The organism is Skermanella aerolata KACC 11604 (assembly GCF_000936425.1).
GTDB classification, from domain to species: Bacteria; Pseudomonadota; Alphaproteobacteria; order Azospirillales; family Azospirillaceae; genus Skermanella; species Skermanella aerolata.
In genome coordinates this window covers 285847-300350 of the sequence record NZ_AVFK01000001.1, presented here as the reverse complement: position 1 = coordinate 300350, position 14504 = coordinate 285847, and the positions used below count along the sequence as shown (strand labels likewise).

14 protein-coding genes are annotated in these 14504 nt (G+C 64.4%); 9 read left to right on the top strand and 5 right to left on the bottom strand.

All coding sequences use genetic code 11. From position 1 onward, the window contains the following. The first annotated feature begins 66 nt into the window (after positions 1 to 66). Both N826_RS01360 and N826_RS01355 read left to right on the top strand, forming a co-directional pair. A complete protein-coding gene (locus tag N826_RS01360) occupies positions 67 to 996 on the top strand; it encodes an MYG1 family protein (protein WP_044425519.1) in 930 nt (309 codons plus the stop codon). Positions 997 to 1159: 163 nt separating this feature from the next. Then, complete coding sequence (locus N826_RS01355; protein ID WP_044425518.1) at positions 1160 to 1873, top strand: GntR family transcriptional regulator; 714 nt, start codon at positions 1160 to 1162, stop codon at positions 1871 to 1873. Between the two features lie 19 nt (positions 1874 to 1892). On the opposite strand, the gene N826_RS01350 is transcribed toward N826_RS01355, so the two are convergent. From N826_RS01350 to N826_RS01330, 5 genes are read right to left on the bottom strand one after another with little or no spacing between them, the layout of a single operon-like run. Continuing rightward, positions 1893 to 2579 (bottom strand): ABC transporter ATP-binding protein, encoded by a 687-nt coding sequence (locus N826_RS01350; RefSeq protein ID WP_044425517.1) that lies wholly within the window; start codon positions 2577 to 2579, stop codon positions 1893 to 1895. A 3-nt stretch (positions 2580 to 2582) separates the two neighbouring features. Beyond that, positions 2583 to 3323 carry an ABC transporter ATP-binding protein gene (locus N826_RS01345; protein WP_044425516.1) on the bottom strand — a complete coding sequence of 247 codons (741 nt, stop codon included), beginning with the start codon at positions 3321 to 3323 and terminating at the stop codon, positions 2583 to 2585. A 3-nt stretch (positions 3324 to 3326) separates the two neighbouring features. Continuing rightward, positions 3327 to 4322, bottom strand: coding sequence for a branched-chain amino acid ABC transporter permease (locus N826_RS01340; RefSeq protein WP_044425515.1), 996 nt, complete (start codon positions 4320 to 4322; stop codon positions 3327 to 3329). Next, complete coding sequence (locus N826_RS01335) at positions 4315 to 5235, bottom strand: branched-chain amino acid ABC transporter permease (protein ID WP_044425514.1); 921 nt, start codon at positions 5233 to 5235, stop codon at positions 4315 to 4317. Before N826_RS01335 ends, N826_RS01340 begins: the two co-directional genes overlap by 8 nt. Next, positions 5232 to 6428, bottom strand: a complete 1197-nt coding sequence (locus N826_RS01330) for an ABC transporter substrate-binding protein (protein WP_052830736.1) — start codon at positions 6426 to 6428, stop codon at positions 5232 to 5234. Before N826_RS01330 ends, N826_RS01335 begins: the two co-directional genes overlap by 4 nt. 553 nt (positions 6429 to 6981) lie before the next feature. On the opposite strand from N826_RS01330, the gene hmgA reads away from it, so the two are divergent. The 7 genes from hmgA to N826_RS01295 all read left to right on the top strand — a co-directional run bounded on the left by hmgA (position 6982) and on the right by N826_RS01295 (position 14472). Next, positions 6982 to 8331, top strand: a complete 1350-nt coding sequence (gene hmgA / locus N826_RS01325) for a homogentisate 1,2-dioxygenase (RefSeq protein WP_044425838.1) — start codon at positions 6982 to 6984, stop codon at positions 8329 to 8331. Between the two features lie 20 nt (positions 8332 to 8351). Beyond that, positions 8352 to 9644, top strand: coding sequence for a fumarylacetoacetase (gene fahA / locus N826_RS01320; RefSeq protein WP_044425513.1), 1293 nt, complete (start codon positions 8352 to 8354; stop codon positions 9642 to 9644). A gap of 273 nt (positions 9645 to 9917) precedes the next feature. Next, positions 9918 to 10493, top strand: coding sequence for a cupin domain-containing protein (locus tag N826_RS01315; protein ID WP_044425512.1), 576 nt, complete (start codon positions 9918 to 9920; stop codon positions 10491 to 10493). A gap of 150 nt (positions 10494 to 10643) precedes the next feature. Beyond that, positions 10644 to 11699 (top strand): ABC transporter permease, encoded by a 1056-nt coding sequence (locus N826_RS01310; protein ID WP_244619395.1) that lies wholly within the window; start codon positions 10644 to 10646, stop codon positions 11697 to 11699. A gap of 3 nt (positions 11700 to 11702) precedes the next feature. Next, positions 11703 to 12554, top strand: a complete 852-nt coding sequence (locus N826_RS01305; RefSeq protein WP_044425510.1) for an ABC transporter permease — start codon at positions 11703 to 11705, stop codon at positions 12552 to 12554. Continuing rightward, on the top strand, positions 12551 to 13513 hold the full coding sequence (locus N826_RS01300; protein WP_044425509.1) for an ABC transporter ATP-binding protein: 963 nt from the start codon (positions 12551 to 12553) through the stop codon (positions 13511 to 13513). The genes N826_RS01305 and N826_RS01300 overlap by 4 nt, the downstream gene beginning before the upstream one ends. Continuing rightward, positions 13510 to 14472 (top strand): ABC transporter ATP-binding protein, encoded by a 963-nt coding sequence (locus N826_RS01295; protein WP_044425508.1) that lies wholly within the window; start codon positions 13510 to 13512, stop codon positions 14470 to 14472. The genes N826_RS01300 and N826_RS01295 overlap by 4 nt, the downstream gene beginning before the upstream one ends. The last annotated feature ends 32 nt before the right edge of the window (positions 14473 to 14504 follow it).

The window sequence follows — 14504 nt, the reverse complement described above, 5'->3', positions numbered from 1 at the left end:
GGAACTTGTCTTGACTTCGATAGCCGGAGAAGCGATGGAGATCGGACAACGAAGTCAGGCGGCTCCATGGCGACGATTCGCGCCCTTACGCATTCGGGATACTTCCATGCGGACGAGGTGACGGCCTTTGCGATCCTGTGCGCTGCGGATGCTGGGGTCGCCGGGTCTTTCGTGCGCAGCCGTTCTGCGGAGCTGATAGCTCAGGCGGCGCTCGTCTTCGACGTCGGAGGCGTCTACGCTCCCGAGCAGGGACGATACGACCACCACATGCCGGCCGACCGCGCGCCGAAGCGCGACGATGGTCATCTCTACAGCTCGGCCGGACTGATATGGCGGGATTTCGGCCGTTCCGCCCTCAGGAACATGGCGGATAGGTCCCGCATCGATGGCCTGAAGCCCGATGACGTGAACGCCAACATCGAGGAACTCTGGTCAAGGATGGACCACGGGTTCATCCGGCAGATCGACCGGGTCGATACCGGTGAGGAAAAGGCTTCGCCCCTGTCCTATGCCGACCAGATCGACACCTTCAATCCGAATTGGACCGAGGACGGCGATCCCGACGGGCATTTCCAGGCGGCGGCCGGGTTCGCGGCGGACACGCTGCGCCGCGTCGCGAAACGGGAGCTTGCCCATATCCTCTCACGCAACCTCGTGCTGGAGGCGCATGCCGCCGGCGCGGACCCGCGCATACTGGAATTGCCCAGCAGCGTGCCCTGGCAAGGCGTCGTCCATGAATGCCGCCTGCCCGTCGTCTATGCCATCTATCGACGGGAGACCGACTGGATGATCGTCGCGATGCCCGGGACGCCCGGCGGCTTCGACCAGCGGGTTCCGCTTCCGCTGGAGTGGGCGGGACTGAGGGATGCCGAAGTCCAGAAGGCTTCGGGCGTTCCCGATGCGGTCTTCGTCCATGCCGCCCGGTTCTGCGGCGCCGCCGGAAGCAAGGAAGGCGCGCTTTCCATGGCGCGCAAGGCCTTGGAAGCGGCGGGCTGACCGGTAGCCAGCCAGTCCCTTCGTTCTTCCATCCCTACGCCTCGGCCGCTTTCGAATGCGATATTTGAATTTAGAACACGGAATGCAAATTGAAGAACTGTAGGATAGGTTTATCTGCTGCGGTGCGGTAAATTTTGCTGCGATACATCCGGCTGAGGACTGAATGCGCGCCCTGACACCTCAATCCCGCCTCGTAGAGCAGGTATACGAAGCGATTCTCTCGGAGATTACGGAAGGGAAGCTTCCGCCGAACTCCCGGTTGATCCAAGACGAGTTGGCCGAGGTCTACGGCGTCTCGCGGCAACCGGTGCAGCAGGCGCTGCTGCTGCTCCGCAACCACGGGCTCGTAAGGGACGCCCCCAGGCGCGGCCTCGTCGTCTCGCCGCTTGACGTGGACTTCATCCGCAACCTGTACGAAATCCGGGAGGTGCTGGAAGGACTGTCGTGCCGGAAGGCGGCGGAGTGCGGTTCGGAACGGGCGCGTGTGGAAGGGCCGACGCTGATCGCGGCCGGCCGGGAAGCCGTCGCAACCGGCTCCGTCACGAAGCAAATCGCGGCCGACATGGCGTTCCACTGCTTCCTGTACGAAATTTCCGGCAACCTCATGATCGGCGAGACGACGGCGCCCTACTGGCACTATCTGCGCCGCGTCATGGGCGAGGTGCTGCGCGACGACGAGAAGATGCCCGGCAGCATCTGGGACGAGCATGCGGCCATTCTTGAGGCCGTGATCGCGGGCGAGGCCGACAGGGTGGAGACGCTGGCGCGAAACCATATCTCCCGCGCCGCCAAGATCTTCGTGACGCGGCTGCAAGCCTTCCAGGAAACGGCGATCGCCGACCAGCAGAGCCGGTCGCTGAGACGGATCAGGCGCTGATCGGGGGAACGCATCAGGGTCAAACACCGAGATACCGCTGCCGAAGCTCGGGCAGCGCCTCCAGTTCCGGCGACGTGCCGGACCAGACCACCCGGCCCTTCTCGATCAGGTAGTGCCGGTCGGCCAGACGCAGCATCGGCTCGATGTTCTTGTCGATCAGCAGGATCGACTGCCCGGCGGCCTTGAGCCCGGAAAGGCAGTGCCAGATTTCCTGCCGGATGAGGGGCGCCAGCCCTTCCGTCGCCTCGTCCAGGATGAGAAGGCGCGGGTTGGTCATTAAGGCCCGTCCGATCGCCAGCATCTGCTGCTCGCCGCCGGAAAGCTGGTTGCCCATGTTGCCGCCGCGCTCCCTCAGCCGTGGGAACATGGCGTGGACCGCCGTCAGGTCCCAGGGTCCCGGTCGGGCTGTAGCGATCAGGTTTTCCCGAACCGTCAGGTTGCCGAATATCTGCCGCCCTTCAGGCACCAGCCCAAGGCCAGCTTGGGCGACCTTGAAGGAGGGCAGCCCGGTAATCACGGCGCCCTCGAACATGACCGTACCCGAACGCGGGGGAGTGAGGCCCATGATCGACCGGACCGTCGTCGTCTTGCCCATGCCGTTCCGTCCCAGCAGGGTCACGACCTCGCCGGCGCCGACCGTCATCGACATGCCGAACAATGCCTGGCTGGTACCGTAGAAGGTGTGGAGATCGGTGACCTGGAGCATGGCTCAGACGGTCTCCTCGCCCAGATAGGCGCGGCGCACTTCCGCGTCGTAGCGGATTTCTTCCGGCGTGCCGGTGGCGATGACGGCGCCGTGGACCAGCACGGTGATCCAGTCGGCCAGGGCGAAGACCGCGTCCATGTCGTGTTCGATCAGCAGGATCGTGTAGCGTCCCTTCAGCTTCCGCAGCAGGTCCACCATCGACGCGCCTTCCGCCGGCCCCATGCCGGCCATCGGCTCGTCGAGCAGCAGCATGCGCGGACGGGTCGCCAGGGCCATCGCGATCTCCAGCTGCCGCTGTTCGCCATGCGACAGCAGCTCGGCCGGAACCTCGGCGCGCGACCCCAGCCCCACCAGTTCCAGCGCGTCCCGCGCCGGGCCTGTCAGCGCCGCATCGTGTGCCGCCCGGCGCCAGAAGCGGAAGCTGTGCCCGGCATGGGCCTGGACGGCCAGTGCCACGTTCGCCAGCGCGCTGAACGACGGAAAGACGCTTGTGATCTGGAACGAGCGCGCGAGCCCGGAAGCGGCCCGGCGCTGGACCGGCGTCCGAGTGACGTCCTTTCCGTCGAACAGGATGGCGCCGCCATCGGGCCGCAGCTCGCCCGCCAGTTGGGCGATCAGCGTGGTCTTGCCGGCGCCGTTGGGGCCGATCACCGCATGCAGTTCGCCCTCGCGGATCGAGAGGGAGACATGGTCGGTCGCGACCAGCCCGCCGAAGTGCTTATAGAGATCGCGGGTTTCCAGCATCGGCTATCGGTCCTCCCGCCCTTGACCCGCGACCCAGCCCCACAGGCCGCGCCGGGCGAAGACCACGACGAACAGCAGGATCGGTCCCAGGATGATCTGCCAGTGCTCGGTCAGGTCGGCCAGCCATTCTTCCAGCAGGAGGAAGGCAGCGGCTCCAGCGACCGGGCCGAACAGCGTGCCCATGCCCCCCAGCACGACCATCACGATCAGCTCGCCCGAGCGCTGCCACGACATATAGGCCGGACCGACGAACTCGGCCGCATTCGCCAGCAGCGCGCCGGACAGCCCCGCCCCCGCGCCCGAGATGACGAAGGCCGTCAGCTTGTACCGATAGGGCGAGAAGCCCAGTGCCTTCATGCGCCGCTCGTTGATCCGGGCACCCTGAACCGCCATGCCGAAGCGGCTGCGGGTCAGCCGGCGGCAGACCGCCAGGAACGCCACTAGCAGCCCCAGGCAGACATAGTAGAAGGTCGTCCGGTCGAACAGATCGATCGGCGGCACGAGCTGGCTCTTGTTGTAGAGCGCGATGCCGTCCTCCCCGCCGTATTTCCGCAGGCCGATCGCCAGGTAGAACAGCATCTGGGCGAAGGCCAGCGTGATCATGATGAAGGAGATGCCAGTCGTCCGCAGGCTGATCGCACCGATGACCAAGGCGAACAGCCCGCCCATCAGCATCGCCAGCGGCCAGACGACGAAGGCGTTCTCCGTCCCCTCGAGGGTGACCGGCCACGTCATCAGCGGCGAGCCGTCGAAGACGTGCCACGACAGGATGCCGACGGCATAGGCGCCGACCCCGACGAAGGCGGCATGGCCGAAGCTGACCATGCCGCCATACCCGAGGATCAGGTCGAGGCTGACGGCGGCCAGACCGAAGATCAGGATCCGGGTGAACAGGGTCACGTAGAACCCTTTGCCGGCAGCCTCCGCCAGGAACGGCAATGCCAGCAGGAAGGCCAGCCCGATCAGAACAGCCAATGTTTCACGGCCATGATCACGCATGGGCCGGAAACAACCCGCGAGGCTTCCAGGCAAGAACGGCGGCCATCAGGATATAGATCGTCATGGAAGCCAGCGACGCGCCCATGCCGTCCGCCTGCGACGGCGGCATCATCGTCCTCAGCACCGTTGGCAGAAGCGCCCGCGCCAGCGTATCGACCATGCCGACGAGCAGCGCCCCGACCAGCGCGCCCCTGACCGAACCGAGTCCACCGATCACGATGACGACGAAAGTCAGGATCAGCACGCTCTCGCCCATCCCGACCTGAACAGCCAGGACGGGACCGGCCATTGCGCCCGCCAGCGCGGCCAAAGCGGCGCCCAGTCCGAAGACCAGGGTATACAGCCGCTTCACGTCGACGCCCAGCGCTCCCAGCATCTCCCGGTTGGAGGCGCCGGCGCGGATCAGCATGCCGGTCCGCGTGCGGGTGATCAGGAGGTAGAGGAAAACAGCGACCGCCAAGCCGACCGCGATGATCGCCAGCCGGAACGCCGGATAGGGCACGCCGGGGATGATCTCCACCGTGCCGGCCAGCCAGGACGGCGGTTGCAGGAAGATCGGCTGCGGTCCCCAGACGATCCGGACCAGTTCGTTGAAGAACAGGATCAGGCCGAAAGTCGCGAGCACCTGATCCAGGTGTTCGCGCCGATACAGCGTCCTGAGCGCCACCACCTCCACCGCCATGCCGACCAGAGCCGCGAGCGGCAAGGCCGCGAGCACCGCCAGCGCGAAGCTGTCGAACACCGGCGCGAAGGTGGCGGTCAGGTAGGCTCCAACCATATAGAAGGAGCCATGCGCCAGATTGATCATGTCCATGATGCCGAAGACGAGCGTCAGCCCCGCTGCCATCAGGAACAGCATCACTCCCAATTGAAGTCCATTGAGCCCCTGCTCGATCAGCAGAAGCAGGGTCACATCTTGCACTCGGCGGCATAGGGATCGGCGTGGTCCTCGAAGACGGTGCTCCGGATCACGTTGGTCAAACGTCCCTTGTCGTCCTTGACCACCTCGCGCAGGTAATAGTCCTGGATCGGGAAGTGGTTGGCATTGAACTTGAAGTCGCCCCGGATCGACTTGAAGTCGGCGGACTGCAAGGCGGCGCGCAAGGCGTTCTTGTCGGTCAGGCTGCCGCCCGTCTTGCGGATCGCGCTGTCCAGCAGCAGGGCCACGTCGTAGGCCTGCGCCGCGTAGACCGAGGGCAGCCGGTTATAGGCAGCTTCGAAACCCTGGACGAACTTGCGGTTCTGCGGATTGTCGAGATCGCTGCTCCACTGCGCGGTGTTCATGACGCCGAGTGCCGCGTCGCCGATGGCCGGAAGCGAGTCCTCGCTGAAGCTGAAGCCCGGCCCGAACAGCGGCACCTTGCCCTTAAGACCGGCCTGCTCGAACTGCTTGACGAAGTTGATGCCCATTCCGCCGGGATAGAAGATGTAGACGCCGTCGGGCGCCGCCGCGCGGAGTTGGGCCAGTTCGGCAGCGTAGTCGAGCTGGCCGACCGTCGTATAGACCTCGCCCACGACCTCGCCCTTGAAGAACCGCTTGACGCCGGTCAGCGCGTCCTTGCCGGCCGGGTAGTTCGGGGCCATCAGATAGGCCCGCTTGATCCCCTGGGCCTGCATGTGCTGGCCCATCGCCTCATGCTGGCCGTCGTTCTGATAGGCGACGCCGAAGAAGAACGGGTTGCACTGCTTGCCCGCCAATTGCGACGGCCCGGCATTGGGGCTGAGGAAGAAAACTTCCGCCCGTTCCAGGCTGGGCATCAGGGCCAAGGCCAGATTGGACCAGATGATGCCGGTGACGACATCGACCTTGTCGCGCTCGACCATGCGGTCGGCCAACTGCTTGGCGACATCGGGTTTCTGCTGGTCGTCGGCTTCGATCACCGTCGCCTTCAAGCCACCCAGGCTGCCGCCCAGATCCTTGACCGCCAGCGCGAAGGCATCGCGGACGTCGTTGCCGAGCCCGCTGCCCGGACCGGACAACGTGGTGATCATGCCGATCTTGATCTCGCCCGGCTTGGTTTCGCCGGACTGGGCAAGGGCCGGAGAGGCGAGACAGGCGAGGCCCACCGCCAAAAATGCGCCAAGGCGGCTGGATGCGGAATTCATGATCTGAGGGACTCCCTGTCCGGACGTGTTCGCTGCACGAGTTTATCGACGTTTTTTGCCGGTATCCCGCTGATTCCGCAAGCCTATCCGTTCAATATCGGATTTGGTCTCGGGTTTGTCGGGAACTTGGACCGGTCCCGGGGGGAGGGTCAGCATGCCTGCCCAAGCCCCTTACAGCCGATGATGACAGGGGGTACCTGTACGCAAATGTCATCATTCCTCAACATCGCCGCCGCGCAAGATCGGATTTCGTACCTATGATCGCATAGGTGCGGGGTGGATTTGGTGTGGTTGGGAACTATATTTTCAAGCATGAAGATGGCTTTCCTGTGCGACTTGCGGTTCGTAGATTACCGCAAAATAGTATAGGAAATATTTCCGAATCGTTGTGAAAAGGACGAATGCGGCGGGGGACCTGCACGATCGCCATCATCGAGAAGAGCCAGCATTCGGCCCTCGGACCAGCCAGAGCAAATTGGGTTATGATCGTCCGGAGCGTCCGTGATCGAACTATATAAAAACGTTAGGCAGCTTCAGGGGAGGCACGATGACCATGACGGAAACTTCGGCATCCAATCCGGCTGATGCCGGCGGCCCTGAAGCGGCGCCGGCGTATCAGTCGGGCTTCGGCAACGGCTTCGAATCGGAAGCATTGCCCGGCGCCCTGCCGATCGGGCGCAACTCTCCACAGAAATGCGCTTACGGGCTTTATGCGGAGCAGCTCAGCGGCTCGCCCTTCACGGCGCCGCGCGCGACCAACGAACGTTCCTGGCTCTACCGCATCCGGCCGACTGTCGCCAACTGGGGCAGGTTCGCCAGAGCCGACGCCGGCTTGTGGCGCACCGCCCCCTGCATCGAGGTCGAAATTCCCCCTGCCCCGATGCGCTGGGACCCGCTTCCGATCCCATCGGAAAGCCTGTCGCTGATCGAAGGCATCAGGACCGTCACGACGGCGGGCGATGCGGGGACCCAGTCCGGCATGGCGGCGCATGTCTATCTGGCGACGCGGTCAATGGAAGACGAATACTTCTACAATGCCGACGGCGAGATGCTGTTCGTTCCCCAACAGGGAGGCCTGAGACTCAGGACCGAGTTCGGCGTGATCGACATCGATCCCGGCGAGATCGCCGTGATCCCGCGCGGCGTCAAGTTCAGTGCCGTCCTGCGCGGCGGCCCCGCCCGCGGATATCTTTGCGAGAACTATGGCGGCGCGCTGACCCTGCCGGAGCGCGGACCGATCGGCGCGAACTGCCTTGCCAACCCGCGCGACTTCCTGACGCCGATCGCGGCCTATGAGGATCGCGACATCGCCGCCAAGCTGACCGCGAAGTGGGGCGGCGTGCTGTGGGTGACGGAGATCGAGCACTCGCCGCTCGACGTGGTGGCATGGCATGGCAACTACGCGCCTTACAAATACGACCTCCGGCGTTTCTCGCCGGTCGGCCCCCTTCTGTTCGACCATGCCGACCCGTCGATCTTCACGGTGCTGACCTCGCCCTCGGAAACGCCGGGCACCGCCAACATCGACTTCGTGATCTTCCCGGAACGCTGGATGGTGGCGGAAAACACCTTCCGTCCGCCCTGGTACCATATGAACGTCATGAGTGAGTTCATGGGGCTGATCCAGGGCGTCTACGATGCCAAGACCGGCGGCGGCTTCGTGCCGGGCGGGTTCTCGCTGCACAACACGATGCTGCCCCATGGGCCGGATGCGGACGCCTTCGAAGGAGCGAGCAATGCGGTGCTGAAGCCGCACAAGCTGGAGGGAACGCTGGCCTTCATGTTCGAGACGCGCTTTGCCCAGCGCGTGACCGCCTATGCCGCCGGAGTGGAACAGGTGCAGCGGGACTACGGCGCCTATGGCGCACGGCTCCGCAAGCACTTCGATCCCGAGCGGCCGTGAGGGCGAGGGAGTAAACATCGATGCATCCCAACGATCCCCGGCTGAAGTCCTTCGTCGCGGTGGCGCCCGACAGCCACTTCCCGATACAGAACCTGCCCTTCGGCGTCTTCTCGACCGGCGCGGAGCCTACGCCGAGGGTCGGCGTCGCGATCGGCGACCGGGTTCTGGATCTGTCGGTTCTAGAACAGGCCGGTCTGCTGAGCGCCGGTTCCAGGGGCGGCCGGGTATTTGACCAGCCGAGCCTGAACGCCTTTATGGCCCTGGGAAGGACGGTCTGGCGCGACACGCGGGCGAGGATCAGCGAGTTGCTGCGCGATGACGCTCCGAGGCTGCGCGACGATCCCGATCTGCGGTCCCGCGCGCTGGTTCCGATGACGGAATCTCTGCTCCATCTGCCGGTGGAAATCGGCGGCTATACTGATTTCTATTCGTCCAAGGAGCATGCGACCAATGTCGGGACGATGTTCCGCGATCCGAAGAACGCGCTGCTGCCGAACTGGCTGCACCTCCCGGTCGGATACAACGGGCGCGCCAGTTCGGTCGTCGTCAGCGGCACGCCGGTACGGCGGCCCAACGGTCAGACCAAGGCGCCCGCCGACGAGGTCCCGAGTTTCGGTCCGTGCCGAAAGCTCGACATGGAGTTGGAGACCGCCTTCATCGTGGGAGAAGGCAATGACCTGGGAGAGCCGGTTCCGGTCGGCGATGCCGAAAGACGCATCTTCGGCATGGTGCTGATGAACGACTGGAGCGCCCGCGATATCCAGCAATGGGAATACGTGCCGCTCGGCCCCTTCAACAGCAAGACCTTCGCGACGTCCATCTCGCCCTGGATCGTGACGCTGGAGGCGCTGGAGCCGTTCCGGGTGGCCGGACCGGTGCAGGACCCGGAGCCTCTGCCTTATCTGCGGCAGGGCGGCAAAGCGTCGGTCGACCTTCACCTGGAGGTATCGCTGAAGCCGGAAGGCGCCGGGAAGGCCACGACGGTCTGCCGCACCAACTTCAGGCACATGTACTGGAGCATGGCGCAGCAGCTTGCGCACCACACCGTTTCCGGCTGCAACACACGGATCGGCGACCTGATGGGGTCCGGCACGATCAGCGGTCCGGCACTGGACAGCTTCGGCAGTCTGTTGGAACTGACCTGGAACGGGCAGCGACCCATTACGCTGGAGGGCGGCGGCGAGCGGTCGTTCCTGCTGGACAGTGACGAGGTGGTCATCACGGGCTGGTGCCAGGCCGACGGCTACCGCGTCGGTTTCGGCGAGGTGGCAGGGCGGATCGTGGCGGCCCATCCTGCCGATGTCTGCCCATAGGACACGTTGAATTTTACATGATTTTCCATCATGCTCTTGGCGTGTGGCTGTCGGTTGTCGCTTCGCTTTGGGCCGAACAGCGAGATTGAAGGAGGTTTGACTATCGAAGCTCCGCTGGTCGTGAGCGTTAGATGTCGGGCTGAAGAGGCCCGACCTACGTCAAGGTGCTTTTACAAGCGTACTCTTGTGGAACTTACCGGTCGAACTTCAATGCTATTGGCATAATTACTTGATCTTCTTTTCCTGATTTCTTTGGTTCATTGACAGGACATCATGACGAAAGAAAGCGCACCCCTGAAAGTCGGTGTCCGGTTACGTCACGCGCGCCTGTTGAAGGGCATGCGCATGAAAGATCTGGCGACCGCCGTCGACTGCGATGAGAGCATGATTTCCAAGATCGAGTCCGGCAAGGTCCTGCCTTCGATCCCGATGCTCAACAAGCTGGTTCATGCGCTGGACCGAGATATGGCGTCATTCTTCGGATTGAGGATCGACGAACATATGCTGGTGCAGAAGCCGGAGGAACGCCTGAAGGTGTTCGTGGATGCGTTGAGAGGCGGCACCGGCGTCACTTATGAACGGCTGGTTCCGGTAGGCGCCGGCAACCTGCTGGAAGCCAATGTCCATGTCGTGGCTCCCGGCGGCGAGAAGATCGACCTGATCACCCATCAGGGCGAGGCTGTCGGCTATCTTGTCTGCGGCGAGATCGAGTTGACGATAGACGACACTACATACCGCATGTCCGCCGGCGACAGCTTCTTCTTCAAGGCCTACCTGACCAACAGCTACCGCAATGTCGGTGATGTGGAGGCCCGGATCATCTGGGTGAATACGCCGCAGGTCCACTGAGAGCATGATTTTTAATCATGTGCTTCGATTTCTATCATATTCAAGTATGTAAGATTTTCGTTCAAGCTCGAAGCACCCTGGAAACACTGAATTTCCCTGGCAGCGGCTAAACGGCACGGGCTTTGCGATTGGATAGCCGGATGCGTGGGCATGGCTCACGCATCCGGAACAGTCGCAGAGGACCCGTGCCCGATGAACTTCGTCTGGAAACGTCTGCTCGCTACCCTGCCCAGCCTTGCGGGCGTCGTCGTGCTGACGTTCCTGCTGTCGCATGCCCTGCCCGGCGATCCCGCCGCCTACTTCGCCGGACCGGCGGCGGACGCCAACTCGATCGCGGAGATCCGGGAGAAGCTCGGACTGGACCGGCCGCTGGTCGAGCAGTTCTTCTATTACGTCGCCGACCTGCTGCGCGGGAACCTGGGGAAATCGCTGACCACCGGACAGCCGGTGCTGACCGATCTGGTGGACCGCCTACCCGCTTCGCTGGAACTGTCCGCCTACGCGCTCGTCTTCGCGATCGGCTGCGCCATACCGATGGGAGTGCTGGCGGCGATCCGGCTGGACCGGCCCGCCGATCACGCCTGCCGCGTGATCGTCACCGTCTGCGCCGCCTTTCCGACCTTCTTCATCGGGTTGCTGCTGGTCTACGTGTTCTATTTCCTGCTGGGATGGGCGCCGGAGCCGCTGGGCCGGCTGAACGAGATCCTTTATACCGCCCCGCCAAGGGTCACGGGCGCCTATACGATCGATGCGCTGATCGCCGGCGACGGCGAGGTCTTCCGGGCGGCCCTGGCGCAACTGGTGCTGCCGGCAATCTCGCTGGGGCTGTTCGCACTGGCCCCATTGGCTCGGATCACCCGCGCCGCCATGCTCGAATCCCTGTCCAGCGACTTCGTCCGGACCGCCCACGCCAGCGGGCTGCCTACATCCAAGGTCCTGTTCACCTACGCGTTCCGTAACTCGCTGCTGCCGATCTCGTCCGTGCTGGGGATGGTGTTCTCGTTCCTGCTGGGATCGAACGTCCTGATCGAGCAGGTGTTCGGCTGGCAAGGGGTCGGCGCCTACGCGGTTTCCGCCGTGCTCGCCTCCGACTACGCAGCCGTCCAGGGTTTCGTCCTGATGATGGCGCTCCTCTACATATTGCTGAACCTGCTGGTCGATGTCCTGGCGACGCTGATCGATCCCCGCGTCCGGTTCGAGGGCTGACCGATGACCTTTGCAAACCTGACCCGAAATGCCGGCCACGCCTTCGGCGAAAACCCGTTGACGCTGGTGGCGGTCGGCATCCTCCTGCTTTTGCTGACCTGCGCGCTGCTTGGTCCGTCGCTGGCGCCCTACGATCCGCTGATGACGGATGCGACGGCGAAGCTGGTGCCGCCCAGCATGGCCCATCCGTTCGGCACCGACGCGCTGGGACGGGATATCCTAAGCCGGGTCATCGTCGCGACGCGGCTGGACTTGGGCATGGCCTTTTCCGCCGTCATCCTGTCGTTCGTCGTCGGTTTGGCACTCGGTTCCGCCGCCGGCTATCTCGGCGGCTGGACGGACAGGATCGTAGGCCGGCTGATGGACACGATCATGGCCTTCCCACTGTTCGTGCTCGCCATGGGGATCGTCGCGGCACTGGGCAACAACGTCGCCAACATCATCATCGCGACGATGATAATCAACCTGCCGTTCTACTGCCGCTTCGCCCGCGCCGAGGTCAACATGCGCCGCGACTTAGGGTATGCGGAGGCGGCGCGGATGGGCGGCAACCGGACTTTGACCGTCCTGGCCGTCCATATCATCCCCAACATCCTGCCGCCGATGATGGTGCAGGCGTCCCTTAACATGGGCTGGGCGATCCTGAACGCGGCGGGCCTGTCGTTCATCGGCCTGGGGGTGCGTCCCCCGACGCCGGAATGGGGGATCATGGTGTCGGAAGGGGCCAGCTTCATCGTCTCCGGCGAATGGTGGGCCTTCGTGTTCCCCGGCGCCGCCTTGGTGCTCGCTGTCTTCTGCTTCAACCTGCTGGGCGACGGCTTACGCGACCTGCTCGACCCGAGGAAGCGGGTATGAGCGACCATCTCACGATCAGCGATCTCAACCTGGAATTTCGGACACGCCACGGGACGGTACGGGCGCTGGAAGATGTCAGCCTGACCGTCCGGCGCGGCGAGATCGTCGGGGTGGTCGGAGAAAGCGGCTCCGGCAAATCGGTCATGGCCTATTCCGTGATGGGGCTGAGCGATGCGGCGGCCGACATCAAGCGCGGGTCGATCGTCCTGGGCGGCATGGACCTGCTGACGACCAGGGGCGAAGCGATGCGCGCCATCCGCGGACGCGAGATGGCGATGATCTTCCAGAGCCCGCGAACCGCGCTGAACCCGATCCGCAAGGTCGGCCGCCAGATCGAGGACGTGCTGCTGGAGCACGCGGCGATCCCGCGCCGGGACTTGAAGAAGGCGGCCATCGCGGCACTGGAGCGGGTGCGCATCCCCGATCCGGAACGCCGCTACAACGCCTACCCGTTCGAGCTTTCCGGCGGAATGTGCCAGCGTATCATGATCGCCATAGCACTTGCCTGCTCGCCGTCGCTGCTGATCGCCGACGAGCCGACCACTGGCCTCGACGTGACGACGCAGGCCGTCATCATGGACCTGATCCGCGACAAGAGCCGCGACAGCCGCATGTCCACGCTGCTGATCACCCACGACCTTGGGCTAGCCGGCGAGTACTGCGACCGCATCGCGGTGATGCATGCGGGCCATGTGGTGGAGATCGCACCGACCGATGTCCTGCTGGCGCACCCGGCGCACCCCTATACGCGCCAGTTGCTAGCGGCGACGCCGACGCCTGATTCGACCATCGACACGCTTTCCTCCATCGGCGGCCAGTTGCCGGACCTGCGGCGCGAGCTGCCGCCCTGCCGGTTCAGCGAGCGCTGCGTCCGGAAGATGCCGCAATGCGACCTGCCGCCGCTGCCCTGGACTGAACTGTCGTCCGACCACCTCGTACGGTGCAGGGTGCCGCTATGACCGCCCTCCTGGATGCCCAAAACCTCAGCAAGCTGTACCCGGTGAAAGGCGGCGCCAAGGGGTCGCTGCTCCACGCTGTCGACGGCGTCGATCTTAGGATCGAAGCCGGGGAATGCGTCGGGCTGGTCGGGGAAAGCGGCTGCGGCAAATCCACGATGGTCCGGCTGCTGGCGCGATTGATCGATCCGACGTCCGGCAGGATCTTCCTGGACGGCGGCGACGTGACCGCCGTCACCCAGTCGCAGTTCGTCGCTTCGCCCGAGCGCGGCCGCATCCAGGTCGTGTTCCAGGACCCGACCGAAAGTCTCAACCCGTCGTTCCGCGTCTTCCAGACGATCGCCGATCCCCTGAAGCGGCTGCTCAAGCTGAGGAACGCCGACGACATCGCCGCCAAGGTCTACCGGGCCGCCATGCTGGTGGGATTGCCGCGCGAACTGGTGCAGCGCTATCCGCACCAGCTTTCGGGAGGACAGCGGGCGCGCGTCGGCATCGCGCGGGCCATCGTGGTGGAACCGCGGCTGCTGATCCTGGACGAGCCGACATCCGCCCTCGACGTTTCGGTGCAGGCGGTCATCCTGCGGCTGCTGGCCGATCTTCGGGCACGCTTGGGAATGAGCTACCTGTTCGTGTCGCACGATCTGAACGTCGTCCGCCTGCTTTGCTCCCGCGTGGTCGTGATGTATCTCGGCAAGGTGGTGGAGGTGGCGCCGGTCGAGCAACTGTTCGCCAATCCGCGCCACCCCTATACCAAGGCCCTGATCGCCTCGATCCCCGATCCCGCCCGACGCGGGGAGGCAAGACCCCGGCTGGACGGAAACCCGACCAGCCCGATATCCCCCAATCCGAACGTCTGCCGGTTCCAAAGCCGCTGCCCGATCGCCAGCGCCGAATGCCGGACGATCATGCCCGAACTCCGCGAACTCGGCGGCGGACAGTCCGCCGCCTGTCATTTTGCCTAAATGCCGACGGAGCCTGAAGGCTGCGGGGCACA